Origin of the sequence: Catenuloplanes japonicus (assembly GCF_000717135.1) — a bacterium.
GTDB classification, from domain to species: domain Bacteria; phylum Actinomycetota; class Actinomycetes; order Mycobacteriales; family Micromonosporaceae; genus Catenuloplanes; species Catenuloplanes japonicus.
Map to the genome: position 1 here is coordinate 66,532 of NZ_JNXY01000023.1, position 19,925 is coordinate 86,456.

21 protein-coding genes are annotated in these 19,925 nt (G+C 70.9%); 9 read left to right on the forward strand and 12 right to left on the reverse strand.

The features are described 5' to 3' along the window. Nucleotides 1-7 precede the first annotated feature (7 nt). Together OP04_RS28770 and OP04_RS28775 are read left to right on the forward strand one after the other, a co-directional pair. Nucleotides 8-1,336 (forward strand): ABC transporter substrate-binding protein, encoded by a 1,329-nt coding sequence (locus OP04_RS28770; protein WP_033343001.1) that lies wholly within the window; start codon nucleotides 8-10, stop codon nucleotides 1,334-1,336. Nucleotides 1,337-1,350: 14 nt separating this feature from the next. Continuing rightward, complete coding sequence (locus OP04_RS28775; protein WP_033343002.1) at nucleotides 1,351-2,829, forward strand: glycoside hydrolase family 36 protein; 1,479 nt, start codon at nucleotides 1,351-1,353, stop codon at nucleotides 2,827-2,829. Here the strand turns inward: OP04_RS28775 and OP04_RS28780 are convergent. Both OP04_RS28780 and OP04_RS28785 read right to left on the reverse strand, forming a co-directional pair. Beyond that, nucleotides 2,814-3,356 carry a TetR/AcrR family transcriptional regulator gene (locus OP04_RS28780; RefSeq protein WP_198154010.1) on the reverse strand — a complete coding sequence of 181 codons (543 nt, stop codon included), beginning with the start codon at nucleotides 3,354-3,356 and terminating at the stop codon, nucleotides 2,814-2,816. The genes OP04_RS28775 and OP04_RS28780 overlap by 16 nt on opposite strands. A 9-nt stretch (nucleotides 3,357-3,365) precedes the next feature. Next, nucleotides 3,366-3,824 (reverse strand): nuclear transport factor 2 family protein, encoded by a 459-nt coding sequence (locus OP04_RS28785; protein WP_033343004.1) that lies wholly within the window; start codon nucleotides 3,822-3,824, stop codon nucleotides 3,366-3,368. A gap of 107 nt (nucleotides 3,825-3,931) precedes the next feature. Here OP04_RS28785 and OP04_RS28790 point away from each other — a divergent pair, with 107 nt between their 5' ends. Both OP04_RS28790 and OP04_RS28795 read left to right on the forward strand, forming a co-directional pair. Beyond that, nucleotides 3,932-5,101 (forward strand): ROK family transcriptional regulator, encoded by a 1,170-nt coding sequence (locus OP04_RS28790; protein WP_198154011.1) that lies wholly within the window; start codon nucleotides 3,932-3,934, stop codon nucleotides 5,099-5,101. Nucleotides 5,102-5,417: 316 nt separating this feature from the next. Further along, nucleotides 5,418-5,912, forward strand: coding sequence for an MFS transporter (locus tag OP04_RS28795; RefSeq protein WP_157240495.1), 495 nt, complete (start codon nucleotides 5,418-5,420; stop codon nucleotides 5,910-5,912). 198 nt (nucleotides 5,913-6,110) lie between these two features. Here the strand turns inward: OP04_RS28795 and OP04_RS28800 are convergent, their stop codons facing one another. From OP04_RS28800 to OP04_RS28830, 7 genes are all read right to left on the reverse strand, one after another. After that, nucleotides 6,111-7,130, reverse strand: a complete 1,020-nt coding sequence (locus OP04_RS28800; protein WP_033343007.1) for a methyltransferase — start codon at nucleotides 7,128-7,130, stop codon at nucleotides 6,111-6,113. After that, complete coding sequence (locus tag OP04_RS28805) at nucleotides 7,127-8,248, reverse strand: aminotransferase class V-fold PLP-dependent enzyme (RefSeq protein ID WP_033343008.1); 1,122 nt, start codon at nucleotides 8,246-8,248, stop codon at nucleotides 7,127-7,129. The genes OP04_RS28800 and OP04_RS28805 overlap by 4 nt, the downstream gene beginning before the upstream one ends. Then, nucleotides 8,245-8,937 (reverse strand): tryptophan 2,3-dioxygenase family protein, encoded by a 693-nt coding sequence (locus OP04_RS28810; protein ID WP_033343009.1) that lies wholly within the window; start codon nucleotides 8,935-8,937, stop codon nucleotides 8,245-8,247. Before OP04_RS28810 ends, OP04_RS28805 begins: the two co-directional genes overlap by 4 nt. Nucleotides 8,938-9,374: 437 nt before the next feature. After that, nucleotides 9,375-10,010 carry a GNAT family N-acetyltransferase gene (locus OP04_RS28815; RefSeq protein ID WP_033343010.1) on the reverse strand — a complete coding sequence of 212 codons (636 nt, stop codon included), beginning with the start codon at nucleotides 10,008-10,010 and terminating at the stop codon, nucleotides 9,375-9,377. A gap of 51 nt (nucleotides 10,011-10,061) precedes the next feature. Further along, the gene (locus tag OP04_RS28820) at nucleotides 10,062-10,874 is read right to left on the reverse strand and encodes a carbohydrate ABC transporter permease (protein ID WP_033343011.1); all 813 of its coding nucleotides are present in this window, start codon (nucleotides 10,872-10,874) and stop codon (nucleotides 10,062-10,064) included. Beyond that, the gene (locus OP04_RS28825; RefSeq protein WP_033343012.1) at nucleotides 10,871-11,746 is read right to left on the reverse strand and encodes a carbohydrate ABC transporter permease; all 876 of its coding nucleotides are present in this window, start codon (nucleotides 11,744-11,746) and stop codon (nucleotides 10,871-10,873) included. Before OP04_RS28825 ends, OP04_RS28820 begins: the two co-directional genes overlap by 4 nt. Then, nucleotides 11,743-13,026 (reverse strand): ABC transporter substrate-binding protein, encoded by a 1,284-nt coding sequence (locus OP04_RS28830; protein WP_198154012.1) that lies wholly within the window; start codon nucleotides 13,024-13,026, stop codon nucleotides 11,743-11,745. Before OP04_RS28830 ends, OP04_RS28825 begins: the two co-directional genes overlap by 4 nt. A gap of 326 nt (nucleotides 13,027-13,352) precedes the next feature. Here OP04_RS28830 and OP04_RS28835 point away from each other — a divergent pair, with 326 nt between their 5' ends. After that, a complete protein-coding gene (locus OP04_RS28835) occupies nucleotides 13,353-14,738 on the forward strand; it encodes an FAD-binding oxidoreductase (RefSeq protein WP_033343013.1) in 1,386 nt (461 codons plus the stop codon). A 4-nt stretch (nucleotides 14,739-14,742) separates the two neighbouring features. On the opposite strand, the gene OP04_RS28840 is transcribed toward OP04_RS28835, so the two are convergent. Continuing rightward, on the reverse strand, nucleotides 14,743-15,459 hold the full coding sequence (locus OP04_RS28840; RefSeq protein ID WP_198154013.1) for a siderophore-interacting protein: 717 nt from the start codon (nucleotides 15,457-15,459) through the stop codon (nucleotides 14,743-14,745). 88 nt (nucleotides 15,460-15,547) lie between these two features. Here OP04_RS28840 and OP04_RS50235 point away from each other — a divergent pair, with 88 nt between their 5' ends. Continuing rightward, nucleotides 15,548-16,129 (forward strand): TetR/AcrR family transcriptional regulator, encoded by a 582-nt coding sequence (locus tag OP04_RS50235; protein WP_232323774.1) that lies wholly within the window; start codon nucleotides 15,548-15,550, stop codon nucleotides 16,127-16,129. A 12-nt stretch (nucleotides 16,130-16,141) separates the two neighbouring features. Here the strand turns inward: OP04_RS50235 and OP04_RS28850 are convergent, their stop codons facing one another. Next, nucleotides 16,142-16,705: a TetR/AcrR family transcriptional regulator gene (locus OP04_RS28850; RefSeq protein WP_033343014.1), complete on the reverse strand. Its 564-nt coding sequence runs from the start codon at nucleotides 16,703-16,705 to the stop codon at nucleotides 16,142-16,144. Between the two features lie 139 nt (nucleotides 16,706-16,844). Here OP04_RS28850 and OP04_RS28855 point away from each other — a divergent pair, with 139 nt between their 5' ends. Next, complete coding sequence (locus tag OP04_RS28855) at nucleotides 16,845-17,204, forward strand: darcynin family protein (RefSeq protein WP_033343015.1); 360 nt, start codon at nucleotides 16,845-16,847, stop codon at nucleotides 17,202-17,204. 10 nt (nucleotides 17,205-17,214) lie between these two features. Here OP04_RS28855 and OP04_RS28860 read toward each other — a convergent pair whose 3' ends face one another. Beyond that, nucleotides 17,215-18,153 (reverse strand): LysR family transcriptional regulator, encoded by a 939-nt coding sequence (locus OP04_RS28860; protein WP_033343016.1) that lies wholly within the window; start codon nucleotides 18,151-18,153, stop codon nucleotides 17,215-17,217. Nucleotides 18,154-18,265: 112 nt separating this feature from the next. Between OP04_RS28860 and OP04_RS28865 the strand changes: the two genes are divergently transcribed. Together OP04_RS28865 and OP04_RS28870 are read left to right on the forward strand one after the other, a co-directional pair. Next, nucleotides 18,266-18,619, forward strand: coding sequence for a hypothetical protein (locus OP04_RS28865; RefSeq protein WP_198154014.1), 354 nt, complete (start codon nucleotides 18,266-18,268; stop codon nucleotides 18,617-18,619). Between the two features lie 44 nt (nucleotides 18,620-18,663). Continuing rightward, nucleotides 18,664-19,923 (forward strand): nucleotide disphospho-sugar-binding domain-containing protein, encoded by a 1,260-nt coding sequence (locus OP04_RS28870; RefSeq protein WP_157240500.1) that lies wholly within the window; start codon nucleotides 18,664-18,666, stop codon nucleotides 19,921-19,923. The last annotated feature ends 2 nt before the right edge of the window (nucleotides 19,924-19,925 follow it).

Sequence of the window (19,925 nt, forward strand, 5' to 3'; positions counted from 1 at the left end):
CACCGTTATGAAGCGTGTGACCGGGGCGGCGCTGCTGTCCCTGACGCTCCTGGCCGGTTGTGGCAACGCCGGCGGAAGCAGCGGCGACGTCACCCTGAGCTACTGGCTGTGGGACGACAACCAGAAGGCGTCCTACCAGGCCTGCGCGGACGCGTTCACCGCGGCGAACCCGACGATCAAGGTCGAGATCACCCAGTCGGCGTGGACCACGTACTGGCAGAACCTCACCACCCAGCTCGCGGCCGGTGAGGCGCCGGACGTGTGGACGAACCAGGGCTCGTACTACCCGCAGTTCGTCGCGGCCCACCAGATCCTGGACATCCAGCCGTACGTCGACGCGTCGAAGATCGACCTCACGCAGTACCAGGGCGGGCTGGCGGAGCTGTTCACGAAGGACGGCGAGCGCTACGGCCTGCCGAAGGACTGGGACACGATGGCGCTGGTCTACAACACCGACCACGTCGCGGCGCAGGGGATATCTCCGGACGCGCTCACGACGCTGACCTGGAACCCCACGGACGGCGGCACGTTCGAGCAGGTCATCGCGAAGGCCACGGTCGACGCGAACGGTCACAACGGCCTCGACCCAGCGTTCGACAAGACCAGGGTCGCCACCTACGGCTACCTGCCGGAGTGGGCGGACGGCTCGCAGGGCCAGAACGGCTGGGGCAATCTGGCCGCCAGCAACGGTTTCACCTACCTGGACCAGAACCCGTGGGGCACTGCCTACCGGTACGACGATCCCAAGCTGGCGCAGACCATCGACTGGTTCAGGTCCCTGATCGCCAAGGGTTACAGCCCGTCGTTCGACAAGGCGTCCACGCTCAGCAACGACGCGCTGCTCAACGCGGGCAAGGGCGCGATGACCACCGCAGGCTCCTGGATGATCAACAGCTACCTGGGCGACTCCGCCAAGGTGACATTCGCCTACGCGCCGCTGCCGGTCGGGCCGCAGGGCCGTAAAACTGCGATCAACGGGCTGTCGGACGCGATCTGGGCCGGCACTCCGCACAAGGACGAGGCCTGGAAGTGGGTCAGCTACCTCGCCTCGCCCGCCTGCCAGGACATCGTCGGCGGCAACGCGGTCGTCTTCCCGGCGATCGCGTCCGGCACGGACAAGGCGATCGCCGCGCACCAGGCCAAGGGCCGGGACGTGCAGGTGTACGTGGACGAGGCGGCCGCGCCCGGCGGCACGTACTTCCTGCCGATCACGGAACACGGCAACGAGATCAGCACGATCGTGCAGAGCGCGATCCAGTCCGCGGTGCGCGGCCAGACCGACTCCGCGACCGCGCTGAAGAAGGCCAACGACCAGGTCAACGCACTCTTCAAGTGATTGTAAGGAGATCAATGGCACTGCTCATCGAGCTGGCCGGCCGTACCCTCGCGCTCGAATTCGACGGCCCCGGCGATCCGCAGGCAGCCGACGGGGGCCTGATCCTGCCGCCCGGCCGCGTCGCGCTGCTGCACGGACTGGGCGATGCCCTGTTCTACCGCCACGGGCAGAACTCCTGGAGCCCGTGCGGCTGGCGGCGGCTCAGCGACGCGCCGCTGCGGATCGCGAACCCGCAGCGGCGCGTCACCGCCGACGACGACGTCTGGGACGATCCGGCCCGGCACCACTCCTCCGCCGTGGCCGCGCTCGACGCCGGCGACGGCACCGTGCTGCTGCTCGGCGCGCTCGGCCTCGGCGTCCCGCGGCTGCGGGCGGATCAGGACACGATCGCCGGATGGTACGAATCCGGCGCCGCCCCCTGGTTCGTCGCGCGCGGGCCGGAGGAGGAGGTGTTCGCGGCGTACACCCGGCAGCTCTCGGCTCGGCTGGGCAGCAGCGATCGGCGGGCCGGGAACGTGTGGTGCTCCTGGTACGCCTACTACGAGGGAATCACGGAGCAGCAGCTCGCCAAGGACGTCGACGACCTGCGCGGGCTGCCGTTCGACGTGGTGCAGGTCGACGACGGGTGGGAGCGGTCGGTCGGCGACTGGGAGCCGAACGGCAAGTTCCCGTCCGGCATGCGGGCGCTGGCGGACCGGATCACGGACGCCGGGATGACGGCCGGGCTGTGGATCGCGCCGTTCATCACGCTGCCGTCCGCCGGGCACGCGGACATGCTGCTGCGCGACGCCCAGGGCGCGCCGGTGATCGCCGGGCACAACTGGGGTACCGGGTATCACGCGCTCGACCTGTCCCGCGCGGACACCCGGGACCATCTCGCGGAGTTGACGCACCGCGTCGTACACCGATGGGGATTCAAGTATTTGAAGCTTGATTTCATCAACGCGGGGGCCGTGCCAGGAGTCCGTGACGGCGAGCGGGAGCAGAGCTACCGCGACGCGCTCGCGCTGATCCGCGAGGTGGCCGGCGACGACGTCTACCTGCTCGGCAGCGGCGCGCTCCTGCTGCCGTCGCTGGGCATCCTCGACGGCCTGCGCAGCGGGCCCGACGTCGCGCCGATGTGGCAGAACTACGCCAGCGACGACCCGTCCGACGCCATGGCCCGCAACGCCGTGGTCAACACGCTGCACCGGATCTGGCAGGCGCCGCTGACCGAGGTCGACCCGGACGTCATCTACTTCCGCAGCCGCCTCAACCTGCTCACCGACCGGCAGCTCTCCTGGCTGCGCGACCTGGCCGACATCACCCGCTTCCGGGCCGTCTCCGACCCGCCGAGCTGGCTCACCGAGACCGAACTGTCCCGGATGACCGACTACCTCGTGGCCTCCCCGGACGTGCGGCGTCGAGGTCGGTACACGTGGACGATCGACGGGCGTGAGGTCGACTTCACGCCCGCCGTCACGCCGGAGGCACAGGCCTATCCGATCACCTGAGCCTGCAACCGGTCGAGCGACCGGGTGAACAGGTCGTCGTCGTGCAGCGCGCGGGCCAGGACGAGCGCGCCCTGGATGCCGCCCACGACGTCGGTGGCGAGCAGTCCGGCCTCCCGGGCGCCGGACTGCTCGAGCGGCACGGTCAGCGCGTCGATCCAGTCCCGGAAGTAGCCACGGATCTCGTCGCCGAACCGCTCCCGTTCCCGGCCGATCGCCATCGCGCCGAACAGGCAGACCAGGTGCCGGGACCGGAAGTACGCCCCGGTGGCCGTGAACATCGCCTCGATCCGCGCGGCGGGCGGCCCGTCCTCGCGCAACGGCGCGTAGACCTCGCGGGCGAACCAGGCGCCGACCTCGTCCAGGACCGCGCGGGCCATGTCGTTCTTGCCGCCGGGGAAGAAGTGGTAGAGGCTCCCCCGGCCCAGCCCGGTGTGCTTCTCGATGGTCGCCAGGCTGGCGCTCTCGAACCCGTAGGTGCGGAACATCTCGGCCAGCGCCAGGATCGCGTCGGCCCGGTCCCGCACCACGCGGCCCACCTACAGCCCCAGGTCGGTCAGGCCGGGGTGGTCGGCCGGGCGCGGGCCCGACCGGTCCCAGTGGAAGCGCCGGTCGGTCTCGTCGATCGGCACGTCGTTGATGCTGGCGTGCCGCTCCGCCATCAGGCCGTCCGCGTCGAAGCGCCAGTTCTCGTTGCCGTACGCACGGAACCACTGCCCGGCGTCGTCCTGCCACTCGTAGGCGAACCGCACCGCGATCCGGTCATCGGCGAACGCCCACAGCTCCTTGATCAGCCGGTACTCGTGCTCACGCTTCCACTTCGCGTCCAGGAACGCGACGATCTCCGCCCGCCCGGTGACGAACTCGGAGCGGTTGCGCCACCGGCTGCCCTCCGTGTAGGCGAGCGAGACGCGCGCCGGATCGCGGCCGTTCCAGGCGTCCTCGGCCGTCCGCACCTTCTGGACGGCGGTCTCGCGGGTGAACGGCGGCCTGATCATCGTGGTCCCCTTTACCGATCGGTACAGTCTTTACCGAACGGTACACCATCGGTCCATGGCGCACCGCCTGCGAGGGTTTGTAAAGATCAAAGCGTATTATGCGGGGCGTGGCAGAACCGGTGACCAGCGGCGTCGACCTCTCACGCCTGCGTGAGCTCAACTCGCTGAGCATCGTGCGCGCGCTGCGCGACCACCCGCCGTCCACCGTCACCGAGCTGTCCCAGCGCACCGGCCTGTCCCGCCCCGCCGTCGACGTGATCGCGCAGGGCCTGGTGACCGACGGCTGGGCCAGCGTGCTCGAACCCGGCACGAACAGCGCGGTCGGCCGCCCCGCACGCCGCTACCGATTCCGGGCCGGTGCCGGCTACGTCATCGGCGTCGACGTGGGCGTCCACAAGATACTGGCGCTGCTCGCCGACCTGGACGGCACGATCGTCCACACGGTCCGCCACGCCGTCGACCCGGACGCCGAGCCCGCCACCCGCCTCGCCGCCCTCGACACGCTCCTGGACACCTGCCTGGCCGAGGCCGGCAAGTCCCCCGGCGACATCTGGGCCGTCACGGTCGCGGTCACCGGCGCCGTCGACGCCTCCGGCCTGACCAGCTTCTCGTCCCCGCTGCCCGGCTGGACCAGCGTCAACCTCGCCGCCCACCTGAGCACCCGCTTCGCCTGCCCGATCCAGATCGAGAACGACTGCAAGCTGGCCGCGCTCGCCGAACGCTGGAAGGGCGCCGCCGCCGACGCCGACGACATCGTCTATCTGCTGGCCGGTCTGCGTACCGGCGCGGGCCTGATCATCGACGGCGTCCTGCGCCGCGGCTTCGGCGGCGCGGCCGGCGAGATCGGCGCGCTCAAACAGGTCCGCTGGCTGGACGCCCCCGCCCACCTGCAGAACTGCCCCGGCATCCCCGCCACCGTGACCGCCGACGACGCCGCCGCCTGGGTCTTCACCGCGGCCCGCAACGGCGACAAACCGGCCGTCACCGCCGTCCGCCGCTACGTCAAGGATCTGGCCATCGGCGCCGCCGCCCTCGTCCTCACCCTCGACCCCCAGGTCGTCATCATCGGCGGCGGCTTCTCCCGCTCCGCCGACCTCCTGCTCGCCCCGCTGCGCCACGAGCTCGAACGCCTCTGCCTCCGCATGCCCGAGGTCCGCGCCTCCACCCTCGGCGCCGACGCCGTAGCCCTGGGCGCCCTCAAACTCTCCCTCAACGAGGTCGACGCCCGGCTCTTCACCGCCGGCCTCTCCGCCCCGGTCGCCCCGCGCCGCCCGTAGAGCTGCCAGCGCCCACTGCCGGCCAACGGCCCGCTATGTCCCGAAATTTCGCCCCATCACATGATAGGTAGTCCCTATCGCCTCCACCCACCCCGATCTTGGCTCGGGACCGGCAGGCAGATCAAGATCAAGATCTCATTCATCTCCCGCTTCCAGCGTGGTCCGGTTCCGCGCGCTCCCGCGGCCGGCGGATCCGTGGCCGGTTCCGCACACCCCGAACGGGCCGCGCAACGCCGTGCACAGGACCGCAGCCGCGGGGCGCGCCGACGACGCGGGGCCCGCCTGAAGAAACCGGATTGCGCCGCCGGTGCACCGGATGAGACCACGCGAACCCTGGGCGATCGCCTGTTCCTTCGTGCTGACCGCCGCCGGCCTGCGCGTCTTCTGGTCGACGTTCTTCACCATGCTCGCGGCGCAGCCGGTTCCCGCCGGTGGGCGGGAGCGCCTCTTCGCGGTGACCGGCATGCTGCAGGCCGCCGGCGTCGGCTTCGGAGCCCTGACCGGCGGGCTGCTCGTGGCCCACGGCTCGCCCGGCCTCTTCCAGCTGGCCATCGCCGGCAATGTGGTCAGCTTCCTGATCGCCGGGGCACTGCCGATGCGCCTTCCCGCCTCCCGGGCGGCGAGGACGCCGGGCGAGATCACGCCGAACGGGATCGGGACGCTGCTGCGGGACCGCGCCTTCCTCGGCCTGATCGCGGTGGAGGCGGGCTTCGCGATCTGCAGCGACGGCCTGGTCGTCGTCACCACCGCGGGCGCCGCGACGGCCGGCCGGTTCCTGCCCGCACGCGCGGTCGCCGCCGCCCGGCTCTGACCGGCACGCCGTGGTGAGTCCACCGTGATCGCGGGTGGATCGGGGCTCGCTCCAGCGGCCCGTCGGGGTTCATGCGGTTTTCTGCCGCGCGACGCGGGACCCGCAGGGAGGAGCGCCAGCGACGACCGGTGCCCGCGGGAGCATGCGGACCGCGACCACGCCGGAAGCGGGAAATGAACTGGATCTTGATCTTGATGGTCAGGCGGGCTTGTGGCCGACGACCAGTTCCCACGGCCCCGGGAGAATCTCGATGCCGGTGAAGCCGGTGGCAGCCAGGAGGGTCGTGTAGAAGGTGGCTTCGCGGAGGCGGCTGACCGCGGAGTCGGCGCCGATGAGGAAGTAGGACCAGAAGAACTGGACGGCGAGGCGGTCGGGGGTGCGGAATTCCTCGCAGATCAGCAGCAGGCCGCCCGGCGGAAGCGCGTCGTAGGCCTTCTCGACCAGGCGCCGGGAGTCCGGCGTCGGCCAGTCGTGCAGGACGCGGACGAAGGACATGGCGTCGTAGCCGGTCGGGAGCGGTGAGGCGAAGAAGTCGCCGGGGACGAAGCCGAGGCGGTCCGGGTGGGCGGAGTTCTTGCGGGTCTCCTCGACCAGCGGGGCGACCGGCGGCAGGTTGAAGACGTCCGCGTGCAGGCCGGGCGCGCTGCTCAGCACATGGTCCGCGAGCCGGCCCGCGCCACCGCCCACGTCGAGGAAGCGGCGGCGGCCGGACCACAGGCGGTCGGCGTGCCGGTCGAAGGTCTCCAGGACCGGGCCGAGGCCGACGGTCATGCTGCGTTCGAACGACTCGGTCTGCTCCTCGGTCTTCGGTGGCCAGGAGAAGTCGTCCTCGGTGAGGCTCAGATCGCCGCGGAGCGTGTCGTCGAGGTGGCCGTGGAGGCGCTGCCAGGGGTACGTGTCACGGTCGCGCTCGATCGAGGCGGGGCCGACGGTGGCCGCGGCGGCGTCACGGAGCCCGGGAACGGCGCGATAACTGGTGTCGTTGATGTCGTCCGTGGGCTCGTCCCGCTCCAGGAAGCCGAGGCTCTCCAGGCAGTCCAGGAACTTGTAGAGGCGCAGCGGCTGCATCCCGAAGCGGGCGGCGAGGTCGCGCAGGCTCACCGGGCCCGGCTCGAGCGCGTCGAGCAGGCCGGTCTCCAGCGCGGTCGTCACCACGTCGACGGCCTTGGAGCCGTGGAACAGCAGGCTCAGCAGCGCGCGCGGCGAAAGCTCGGTCATCGCGTCACCTCCACGAGCGCGTCCATGAACACGTCGATCTCGTCCAGCGTGTTGTAGATGTGCGGGCCGATCCGCAGGTAGTTGCGCCAGCTGCAGATCAGGTCGCGGTCGGCGAGCTTGTATTTGACGGCTTCGCCGTCCGGGATGTCCAGGCAGACCACACCGCCGCGACGGTACGGGTCGACCGGGCTGACCACGCGGAAGCCGGCCTCGTCGGCGCGGGCGAGGATCCGGTCCGTGCAGCGCAGCGAGTGCGCGCGGATCGCCTCGATGCCGATGCCGCTGAGCAGGTCCAGGCCGACCTGGGAGATGAGCGACGTGAGCGGGAACGGGGTGCCGCCGCCGAGCCGGCGCGCGTCGGGGGCGTAGTCGCTGGACGGCTGGAACGTCATCGCGACGTCGCCCGCCTGCCAGCCGGTCGCGGCGGGTGCGAGGCCGGGCAGCAGGTCGGGGCGGGCGTAGAGGAACGCGGTGCCGACGCCGCACATCCACTTGTGCGCGCCGCCGAGCAGGAAGTCCACGTTGAGCGCGGTGACGTCGATCGGCATGATGCCGACGCTCTGGAACGCGTCGACGATCACCAGCGCGCCGACGCTGTGCGCGTGCTTGACCAGGCGGTCCAGGTCGATGGTGGCGCCGGAGGAGAAGCTGGCGTGCGGCACGCAGACGAGCAGCGTGCGCTCGTCGATGCGGCGCAGCAGCTCGTCCTCGTCGATGTGCGGGCCGCCGGAGCCGACCACGTCCGGCGCGGCGCCGTAGCGGCGGAACGCGTTCCAGATGAACGGGATGGTCGGGAACTCCAGGTCGGTGGTGACGACCCGGTTGCGCGGGGCCTCGTAGTCGAAGCAGGAGGCGACGCGGGACAGCAGCGTGCTCAGGTTCGCGTCGACGGCCACGCTGCCCGGCGCCGCACCGATGAACGCGGACAGCCCGGCGATGTAGGTGTCCAGGCCGTCGTGCCAGCCGTCCCAGGCGCTGTCCCGCCAGGTGCGCAGCGTGTCCCAGTAGCCGGTCAGGACCGCTTCGGCGCCGCGCGGGATCGCGCCGGTGGAGTTGCTGGCGAGGTAGACCGCGGTGTCCAGCACCGGGAACTCGGCGCGCAGCGTCTCCGTGTTCATCGGCTGACCAGGGCGCGCTGCGTGCGCGCCTCCCACAGCTCGGGGAAGAAGCGGTAGTCGATGAGCTTGGCGAGCATGCCGGACGGGCTGCCCGCGGTGCCGATGCCGCCGTGGCTGCCGACCCGGATCGCGAGCTTGTAGTGGCGCACGCGCCAGTTCGACACGCGGTCGTCGAAGTCCACCATCGCCTCACCGAGACGGTACGCGGGGTCGGACGGCTCCCCGGCGTAGACCGCCTTCAGGTCGGTGCCGCGGTCGTTGAGGTAGGCGGTGAACGCCAGGCCGAGCCGGCGGCCCGCGGTCTGGGTCTGCTTCCAGCCCGGCGACTCCGCACCGGAGCCGTTGCCGAGCGCGGGCTGCATCGCCTGGAAGTCCTCCGGCCGGAGGTAGCCGAGCATGTCGAGCTGGTCGGTGACGAGCCGGACGGTGTGCGTCGCGCGGGCGAGCAGCAGTTCGGCCGCGGACGGCTCGCCCGCGTTGATCCGGGCGATCGCCTCGGTCAGTTCGGAAGCGGCGAGCTTGAGCCACAGCTCAGTCGACTGGTGGGTTACCTGAAAGAGCAGTTCATCGCGGTGAATGACCTCTTCGGGGCCCCTTTGCAGGCCGAGCAGGACATCGGTGCGCATGTAGCGCGCATAGTCGGTGTCACCCTCGCCGGGCAGCTCGGGACCATCGTTCTTTTTCTTCACGGCGCATCCCTTCCGACCGGTCCGGGTGGTTCCGGGCGCGATCCGCAGGAGATCATCGCGCGCACTCTTATCAAATGACAATAGGCAATGCCGGGTTGTTGAACTTTGGCTCATAAACCACGGAATCCACTGTAGGCAATAGGCGGCACGGTGGAGCTACTGTGAGGATCGTCTCAGTCACGGAGTGTTGCGGTGAGCGCGGGGATGGGAATCGCGGCAACGTTGAGACGCGGGTATCCACGTCCGATATATCCAGAAATCACAGGAACTTGGGGAAGTCCGGACGCGCTTCGTGGGAAAAGCTTCTCCGAGGATTCCGGCCGAGGAGCGGGAACGCAGAGTCAATCCTTCAGAACGGAAAACCGGCACCGAAGAATAAGCGTCCCCGCGCAGTTCGGAGGCACCATCGCGGATTCACCGCAGCAATGCGAATACGGTCAGGATTCCGGGATGAAAGCGCTCGCCAATTCCGTATGCGCGGTCCATCCGAGCGCGCGATAGAGCGCATGCCCGTCGTCGGTCGCGGCGAGGATGCCGAACCGCACACCACGCCGGGCCGCATGATCACTCAGCGCCTGGACGACGGCGGTGCCGAGCCCGAGGCGCCGGTGCTCCGGATCCGTCTCGACCTGATCGAGCACGCCGAAGCCACCCGCCGGAGCGAGACGGCCGGACGCGGCCACGGCGCCGGTGCGGTCCACGACCGTCGCGGTGACCACGCGCGACTGGTCCGCCTCGACCTCGACCCGGTAGGACCGTGGCACGGCAGCCGGACCGGCCGACAGCGGCGCGGACATCAGATAGTGCGTCTCGAACATGCGCCACTGCGACCCCAGCGCCGCGCGCAGGTCGTCCGCGCTGCCGTCGATCTTCAGCCAGGTGCCGGGCGTGACGATGTGCCGGCCGATCTCGCGCAGATAGGCCGGCTCCCAGGTGTGCAGGACGTACCGGACGCGGTGCCCGGGACGGCCGACGTCGAACCGGAAACCGCCCGGGATGTTCTCCACCGCGCGGATGCCGCGAGCCCGTGCCCACCCGCGGCTCCACACGCTCACCAGGTCCGCCCTGCTCATCGGCGAACCACGAACACCGTCGACATCAGACGATCATGCCTGACCCGATGATCAGCCCTTGACCGCCCCCGCCGTCAGCCCGGCCACGATGTGCCGCTGCACGAGCAGGAAGAACACCACGGCCGGCAGCGTGAACAGCAGCGCGGCGGACATCACCGTCGGCAGCGGCGTGACGAACTCCCCCACGAACGACGCCAGGCCCTTCGACGCCGGCCACTTCTCCTCGTCGACCATGAACGTGTTGGCCAGCAGGAACTCGTTCCAGCTGTCGAAGAACGCCAGCACGGCCGCGGCCGCCAGCGACGGCGCGGTCAGCGGGAGCACGATACGGCGCAGCATCGCGTAGCGGGAGCAGCCGTCCAGCGCGGCCGCCTCCTCCAGCTCCCGGGGCACGCCGTCCATCGCGGTCTTGATGATCCAGACCGCGACCGGCATGGCGAACGCGGTGTTGCCCAATACCAGGCCCCACAGGTTGTTGAGCAGGCCGAGCGTCAGGAAGATCGCGTAGAGCGGGACCACGATCAGCGCCTCGGGCAGCATCTGCGTGGCGAACAGCGCGAAACCGAAGACGCCCTTGCCGCGCCAGGAGAAGCGGGACAGCGCGTACGCCGCGAGGACGGCCAGCACCAGGCTGAGCACGGTCGTTCCGGCGGCCACGAACGCGCTGTTGGTGAGCCAGCGCAGCATCGGCGCCCCGGAGGCGGCCGCGGTGAACGCGTCACCGAGCCGGGTCATGTCCGGCAGCCAGTGCACATCACCACCGAAGAGCTCATCCTGGGTACGGGTGGCGGTGACCACCATCCAGTAGAGCGGGAAGCCCGCGACCACGGCCAGCGCGGCGAGCACGATGAACCGTACCCTCATGCCAGGTCCTTTCTGGCGGAACGCCGTTCGACGAGCGCGTAGACGACGGTGGCGATCGCGGAGAGCCCGAGGCCGACCGTGCCGGTCGCGGCGGACCGGCCCAGGTCGGACTCCAGGAACGCGGTGCGGTAGACGTCGATCACGAGCGTGGTGGTGCGGTCGACCGGGCCACCCTGCGTGAGCAGCCAGATGATCTCGAAGCGCCGGAACGACCAGATCGTCATCAGCAGCGCCACGACGCGCAGCGTGGGCACCAGGAACGGCCACGTCACACTGCGGAACACGGTGGCCGGGCCGGCACCGTCGACGACCGCGGCCTCCACCAGCTCCTTCGGGACGGACTGGAGCGCGGCCAGCGCCACCAGCATCACGAACGGGAACACCTTCCAGATGGAGACCGCGGTGACGGTGGCCAGCGCGTACGCGGTGAGCCAGCCGTGCCGGCCCAGCCCGGCCGCCTCGGTGACGTGGTTGAACACGCCGTCGTCCGTGTTGAACATCCACACGAAGATCAGCGCGACCGCCACGGTCGGCGCTGCCCACGGGAGCGTGAGCAGCGCCCGCAGCGCGGTACGCCCGCGGAACGCCCTGTCCAGCAGCACCGCGCCGGCCGTGCCGATCAGCAGCGCGCCGGCGACCGTGGCCAGGCTGTAGATCAGCGTGACGCCGAGCGTGCCGGCGAACCGCGCGTCCTCGAACAGCGCCGTGTAGTTGTCCGTGCCGATCCACTCGCCGCCCGCCGGGTTGAGCAGCCGGGTGTCGGTGAAGGAGAGCCACACCCCGTCCAGCAGCGGCCAGGCGGTGAAGACGAGCAGGTACAGGGCCGCGGCCGCGGCGAAGACGTAGGGGGCGAATCGATCGGCGCGCCTCACCGCAGCTTCTCCGCCGCCTCCTGGGCACGGCCGAGCGCGGTGGCCGGGTCGTCGCCGTCGACCAGCACCTTCTCGACCTCGGTCAGCACCGCGTGCCGGATCAGCGGCGTGGCCGTCTCGAAGCCGTCGATCACGGCGTCGGCCGAGGTCGCGGCCTGGGCCTGGAACGTGGGCACCCACGGGTTCGCGGTGACGAACTCGGCCGGCGGCTTCGCGTCCGTGCCGAGCACGCTGGCACCGAGCGCGGCCGCGGCCTGCTGCTGCGCCGGGGCGGTGTAGAACCAGCGCAGCCAGTCCTTGGCCGCGGCCTTGTTCTTCGAGAACGTGTTGATGCCGACGAAGAACCCGGCCTGGCTGCTGGCCTTGACCGGGAACGGCAGCGCGCTCGCGCCGACGCCGGTGCTGGGCACCTTGTCGTTGCCGGTGACCATGGTGGCCAGCGCGGAGCTGTTGTCGATCATCATGCCGACGTTGCCGGCCTTGAACTTGGAGCGGAACGTGGACGCGTCGTCGCCGACCGCCATGGCGCCGCTGGCGTACATGTCACGGAACGCGGTGACCGCGGCGATGTTCTCCGGGCTGTCGATGGTGAGCTGACCGCCCTTGGACCAGGCGCCGCCGAAGCCGTACGTCCAGTTGGAGAAGTCGATCCACCAGGGCGCCTCCTCGTTGATCTGGTGCCGTACCGCGAAGCCCGGGTTACCGGTCTTGGCCTTGATCTCCTTCGCGGCCGCGACCAGGCCGGGCATGTCCGTGGGCGGCTGCACCCCGGCCTGGTCCAGGATCGAGGTGTTCCAGAACAGCGCGTAGTTGACGATCTCCCAGGCGTAGCCGACCTGCTTGCCGTCGTACTTGCCGGCCTCGTTGGTGGCGTTGAGCGCGGACTTCCCGGCGTCGTCCAGCACGTCGTCCAGCGGTTCGAGCGCGCCCGCGTCGGCCAGCTCGGGCAGGAACGTGTCCGGGATGATCAGGATGTCGGGGCCGCCGCGCGCGCCGATCTGCGTCTTGAGCGTGCTCTCGTAGTCCTTGCGCGCGATCGCCTGCTGTTTCAGCGTGGCGTCGGGGTAGCCGCTCACCGCGGTCCACAGCTGCTCGCCGCGGCCGGGCTCGAGCCACTGCCAGTTGGCGAAGACCAGCTCGCCCCCGCCGTCCGCCCCGGAATCACCACCGCAACCGGTGGTCAGGGCGGCAGCAAGGACCATGGCGGTCCCGGCGGCGACGTACCTCCGGACGTTCATCAGAAAGCCCCGATCCACGAACCAGGTTCGTAAGTAGTTCATTTGCCGATGAGGCGACAGCGTGGCCACGAGCAGGCGGATCGTCAAGACCGGGCGCTCGCATTTTCGAACCTGCAGGGGCGGTCTCGGGGCGCCCGGCTGGCGCGGCATTTACGAACCTGTGCGGGGGTTGAGCGCCAGTCGCGTACACCGACGAATGGTCCTTTTTGCTTTTAAGGCACTTTAGTCGTGCCAACCGGGCACATCGACGGGCGTCGAGGGCACGCTCCCAACCCCATCGCGGATCGCGATGGCGGTCAGCGTCAACGTCGTTCGGCGGCGGACCGTACGGCCGGGATCGTTGGGTCATCACCACACAGGAGGATCACATGACCATCGATTCCACGGACCTTGACCGCCTCACCGCGCAGGTGGTCGGGCCGGTGCTGTCGCCCGGCGACGACCGCTACGCCGAGGAGACCGCCACGTGGAACCTCGCGCTCCCCCACCGGCCCGTCGTCGCGGTCGGTGCGACCTGCGTCGCCGATGTGCAGGCGGCGGTCCGGTTCGCGGCCGCGCAGGATCTGCCGGTCGCGGTCGTGGCGACCGGGCACGGCGCGTTCGTGTCCGCGGACGGGGCGGTGCTGATCAACGTGCGCCGGATGGACGGCGTCACGATCGACGCGCAGGCCCGCACGGCCACGGTCGGCGCGGCCGTCGAGATGCAGGCGCTGGTCGACGCCGCGGCCGAGGAGGGGCTCGCGCCGATGGCCGGCTCCTCGCCGAACGTCGGCGTGGTCGGCTTCACGCTCGGCGGCGGGATCAGCCCGACGTTCGGCCGCACGCACGGCTACGCGGCCGACCACGTGCTGGCCGCCGAGATCGTCACGCCGGACGGTGAGGTGCGCCGCGTCGACGCGGACACCGCGCCGGACCTGTTCTGGGCGATCCGCGGCGGCAAGGGCAACTTCGGCGTCGTCACCTCGCTCACGATCGCGCTGTTCCCGGTCACCCGGTTCTACGGCGGCGGGCTGTTCTTCCCGGGTGAGCACGCGGCCGAGGTCGTCGCCGCCTACCGCGCGCTGATCGACGGCGCGCCGGAGGAGCTGACCGCGTCGATCGCGTTCCTGCGGCTGCCGCCGGCGCCGTTCGTCCCGGAGCCGCTGCGTGGCCGATTCACCGTGCACGTGCGCATCGCCTACCTGGGCACCGCCGACGAGGGTGCACCGTTGATCGCCGGGCTGCGGGCCGCCGCGCCGCTGCTGATCGACGCGGTGGCCGAGATGCCGTTCACCGGGATCGCGGCCATCCATGCGGACCCGGTGGACCCGCTGCCGACCTACGAGGCCTCGGCCGAGCTCGCAGACTTCCCGCAGGAGGCGGCGGACGCGCTGGTCGCGGTCGCCGGGCCGGGCGCGGACCTGCCCGTGCTCATGGTCGAGATCCGCCAGCTCGGCGGCGCGCTCGCCCGCGCCCCGCGCACGCCCTCCGCGGTCCCGCACCGCAGCGGCGGCTTCCAGCTGTTCGCGGCCGCGGTCGGCGCGCCCGGCATGGGCGAGGAGTTCCGGCCGGCGCTGGAGGGCGTGGTCAAGGCGTTCTCCCCCTGGGCGACGGGCCACACCCAGATCAACTTCCTCACCGGGTACGACTCGGAACTCCCCGCGGTCGCCCGTGCCTACACAGCGGACAGTTACGCGCGGCTGCGCCGGATCAAGGCCACCGTCGACCCCCGGAACCTCTTCCGGATCAACCACAACATCCCGCCGGCGGCCTGACCCGCTAGTCCATGCCCTTGCGGCCCGGGGTCCAGAACGGCTTCGTGAGCACGTTGCGGCGCGGCCAGTTCCGCTCCTCGATCAGGTGGCGCCGGACCAGCTGGATGGTCCGGGCCTCCCCTGCCAGGTAGGCATGGCCGGGCTCCTCGGGCAGTTCCAGCCGGCGGACCGCCTCGACCAGGGTCTCGGAGGAGGCGGCCGAGCGCCCCCGGCGATAGCTCCACTCCAGATTCGTGCCCGGCCCCAGGTCCAGGCGCTCCTCGGGCGAGTCGACTTCGAGGGCGCCGAAGACCCGGGTGCCGGGCGGCAGCGCCCGCAGCATCGGGCCGTAGGCGGCCTGGGCGGTCTCCTCCCCGGCGAAGAGGTGGTACGGAGCAGCGGCGGTGACGAAGGTGCCCTGCGGTTTCATCAGCAGCAGCTCGTCGCCCGGCCGGACGGTCCGGGCCCAGTGGGCGCCGGGCCCGTCCCCGTGGTCGAAGACGACGAGCTGCATGGTCCGGTCGTGGTAGCTCCACACCGTGTAGGTGCGCAGCATGCCCACCAGCCAGTCGACGGCGGCCGGCCCGGCGGCCACCTGCAGTCGCACGTGCTGGCCGGGCTCCCAGTCGAGTCCGGCCAGGTGGGGCCCGGTCAGCGTGACCAGCCGCATCCGCGGCCCCGGCGACTCGATCGCGTGGACCTGGGCGGCGACCAGCAGACGGTCGAGCAGACGACTCTTCACGATCGACCCCTCAGCATCGCGGTCAAGGGCGCGCCCTTGCCGATCGGCAAGCAGTGTCTTGTCGATCGGCAAGTTATACCCTGTGGCCGTGACCGCCGCCAGCCCCGCCCTCAAGCCGATGCGCGAGCGCATCGTCGACGTCGCCATCGACCTGTTCGCCCGGCAGGGTTACCAGGGCACGTCGCTGCGGCACATCGCGGATCGGCTCGGCGTCAGCAAGGCGGCGGTGTACCACCACTTCCACGCCAAGGGCGACATCGCCCGCACGGTCGTCGGCCGGGCCCTGGACGTGCTCACCGAGGCGTCCGACCGGCTGGTGGTGGCCGGCACCGACCCGGGCGCCTGGCAGCGGGCTCTGCCCCAGATCATCGACATCGCCCTGCGGCACCGGGAGATGCTCGTCGTCCTCGAGCGCAACGAGGATGTCTTCCACACGCTGTTCGCCGACGACCCCGAGCTCGGCGCGCGGATGGCGCAGCAGAACACGAAGCTGGCAGCCCTCTTCGCCGATCCGCGACTCGACCCGCGGGTCCGGGTCCGGCTCGGCAGCACCCTGGGCGCGGTCTTCGGACCGCTGGTCATGCTCTCCGACCACTACCAGGACCTGCCCACCGATCAGCTGCGCGAACAGCTCATGGAGGTCGTCAAGGCGCTCCTCGGCGACCTCTGACCCGGGCTACCGTCAGGATTTCCCGGACCCGAGGAAGCTCCGCGCCAGCTCGTGCGTGTCGAGCCGCGCCGGGTCGCGCCCGCTCATGATCCAGAAGAAGGCCGGTCCGATCAGCCGGTCGGCCGCGTGATCGTCGGCGGGCCGGTCCGGGTCGATGCGATCCAGGACGGCGCTCGCACTGGCGCCGAGAACGTCCCTCGTCGCGATCAACTCCCTCACCGCCGGATCGTGCTGCGCGGCGGCGAGCAGCGCGCGGTAGCCGGCCCCCGCCGGCGAGCGGGTGAGGAAGCGCACCAGCGCGTCGAGGTAGGACGTGATCTCGGCCAGCGGGGTCCGCGACGGCGCGACGGCGAGCTCCTCCTCGGCGTCGTCCATGCTCGCCTCGAAGAGGATCTCTGCCTTCGTCGACCACCAGCGGTAGACCGTCTGCCGCCCGACGCCCGCCCGCTCGGCGATGCCCTTCATGGTCAGGGCCGCGTAGCCGACCTCGAGGAGCAGGTCGTCGACCGCGTACAGGACGGCCTGGCGCGCCTGCTCGCTGCGGGGCCGGCCACCGCGGCCCTTCGCCTCGATCATCCCGCCATGGTAGCGAGACAGCCTGACTAGTTATTACCCCGCCGAATTACTGGACACCGTGTCCCGAAATTGTCTACGGTTTCGGTACACGGTGAACCGAAACGCGACCGCCGTCCAGCACCATGCGAGGAGATCTTCCATGTCCGACTTCGAGCCCGCCGTCACGGCGTTCATCCTGCTCAAGACCAATCGCGCCTGGTTGGAACTGTCCGTGCCGGAGCGCGTCGCCGCCTTCCAGGAACGCGTTCTGCCCGCCATCAAGGACAGGGCCGAGGACGTACGGTGGCGATACTTCGACACCGAGTTCTACACGGCCCGCGTGACCGACATCTGGGTCTGGGAGGCACGCGATCACGACGCCTTCCAGCTGGTCATCGAGGCGTTGCGCGAGACGCCGTTCTGGGACCACTACTTCGAGATCGTCGACATCCTCGTGGGCGTCGAGAACGCGACCACCAAGCACTACGGCACCGGCATTCTGGCGGCCGTCAACGCCTGAGGCCCGTTTCTCACGGGCGGGGCGCGGCGGCGGCCTGCTGGCGGACGGCCGCGCGCAGGATGGCGGACAGCAGCGCGGACGGGGCCGCCGCGAGTGGACGGTCGCTCGCGGTGGCCATCGCGATCGGCAGGCGGATCGTCTCGTCCGCGATGTCGATCACCACGATGCCCTCCTCGTCCTCGTTGCCGGCCCGCGGCGCCAGCGTGACGCCGAGACCGTTGCGGACCAGGCCGAGCGCGGTCTCCTGGTCCGCGGCCTCGAACGGCACGTTCCGCACGATGCCGGCGGCGGCGAACGCCCGGTCCGTCATGGTCCGGTTGCCCCAGCCCGGCGGGAAGTCGACGAACGTCTCGTCCGCCAGATCCTCCAGGCTCACCGACGTGGCGTCCGCCAGCCGGTGCCGGCGCGGGCACACGAAGCACCACGGGATGGCGCCCAGGTGGTGCAGCTTCACGCCGTCCGGGTGGTGGACCGTGCCGACCATGGCCAGGTCCAGCTCGTCCGCGAGGATCGCCTCCAGGTGACCGGCCGTGCCGCGCGGCGACGTGCGCAGCTGGAACGTGACGAGCGGATGCGTGACGTGGAACCGGCCCAGCACCAGCGGCAGGTCCACCACGAGCAGCCCCCGGGACGCCGGGCGCACGCCGATCGAGGTGAGCGTGCCGATCCGGATCGTGCCGCGCAGGCCGCCGCGCACCTGGTCCACGGTGTCGCGGGCCCGCCGCTCCGCGCTGAGCAGCCCGCGCGCCTCGGGCAGCAGCGCGGCCCCGGCGTCGGTGAGCGTGACGCCGGCGGCCTCGCGGACGAACAGCGGCAGGCCCAGCTCCCGCTCCAGCTTCTGGATGGTGGCGGACACGGCGGACTGGGCGACGCGCACCCGCCGGGCGCCCCGGGTGAAGCCACCCTCCTCGGCCACCGCGACGAAGTACTCGAGCTGTCGAAGCTCCACCGGCCACTCCTCGGTCTACGGGAACAGCAACAGTTTGCCGGTGGTCGTGCGGGATTCGATGTCCGCGTGGGCCCGTGCGGCGTCGGCCAGGGGGCTGCCGTGCCCGCTCGGCGTGCTGATCGCGGACGTGGGACGGCACAGCCCGGCCGCACAGGCCGTCACGGCGCAGCTGATCCGGCAGCTGCAGGACTCGATCAAGGCCGGCATCGAGCGCACGCAGGCGGCCGGCGAGGCCGATCCCGCGCTGGACGCGGACCGGACCGCCGCGGCCGTGATCACCGCGATCCAGGGCGGCGTCAGCGTGCTCATCTCCACCGGCTCCGCCGACCACCTCGAGGCGGGCTTGGACTTCTGTCTCGATCGGCTGCTGGGCCAGTCGCCGCGAACCATAGATGAACGTCCCTTCCCGGGCAATACCGACTTTCTCACAGAATCCCGTAATACCAATGGTGGCTTTTCTGTCTAGATTGGACAGTCGCTGTTGGGGTGCGACGGGAGACGGTGCTGAGCATGGCGAAGATTGTGGTGGCGACGCCGCCGATTCCGGGTGAGACGCTGCCGATGCTGCGGCTGGCACGACTGCTCGCCGCGCGCGGGCACGAGATCACCGTGCTGGCCGGGAGCGAGTTCCGGGACGCGGCGGAACGGTCCGGGCTGACGTTCGTGGCGCTGCGCGGGAAGGCGGACTCCGGCATGGCCGAGTTCATGGCCGCGCGGGAGGAGTCCGGGCTGCCGCCGGGCGCCGGGCAGATCGCGTTCGACTGGATCCACCTGTTCGTGGAGCCGGCACCGGACCAGTACCGGTCGCTGCAGGCGATCCTGGAACGCGACCCGGACCAGTACCTGATCACCAACAACCTGTTCCTGGGCGCGTTCCCGATCGGGATGGGCGCGCCCGGCCCGCGGCCGCGGCGGTGGGCGGCCGTCAGCGTGATGCCGCTGGTCTACGGCGAGAACCCCGGCAGAATGGGCATGGTGCCGGTCCGGCCCGGCGGGGACCAGCGCGCGGCGGACGAGGAGTTCGCGTCCGCGCTCGGCACCGTACGGGACCGGATGAGCGAGCTGCTCCACGAGCTCGGCGCCGAGGGCGAGGTCGCGCCGCTGCTCGACGCCATCTTCCTCGCACCGGACGCGACCGCGATCCTGACCGTGCCCGGCTTCGAGTTCCACCGCGACGACATGCCGCCGAGCGTGCACCTGGTCGGCTCACTGCCGGTCGCGGACAGCGACGACTGGACGCCGCCGGAGTGGTGGTCCGACCTGGACGGTTCACGCCCGGTCGTCGCCGTCACGCAGGGCACGTTCATGAACAGCGACCTGTCCCAGCTGGTCGAGCCGACACTGACCGGCCTCGCGGACGCGGACGTCACGGTCGTGGTCGCGCTGGGCGGCCGGGACCCGGAGGCGATCTCGGTCCCGATCCCGGCGAACGCGCGCGTTTCCCGCTACATCCCGTTCGACCGGCTGCTGCCGCTGACCGACGTGTTCGTCACGAACGGCGGCGCCGGCGGCCTGCACCAGTCCCTGGCGGCCGGCGTCCCGGTCGTCGTGGCCGGCACCACCGAGGACAAGCCCGCCAACGCGGCCCGCATCGCCGACCACCGCCTCGGCGCCGACCTCGGCACCGCCACGCCGTCCCCGTCCGTGGTGGCCTCGGCCGTGACCACCCTGCTCACCGACGACGGAATCCGCGAGAACGTCGAGCGGCTGGCCAAGGTATATGCCGAGCACGACGCGGTCGCGCTGATCGAGCGACTGACGATCGGCTGACG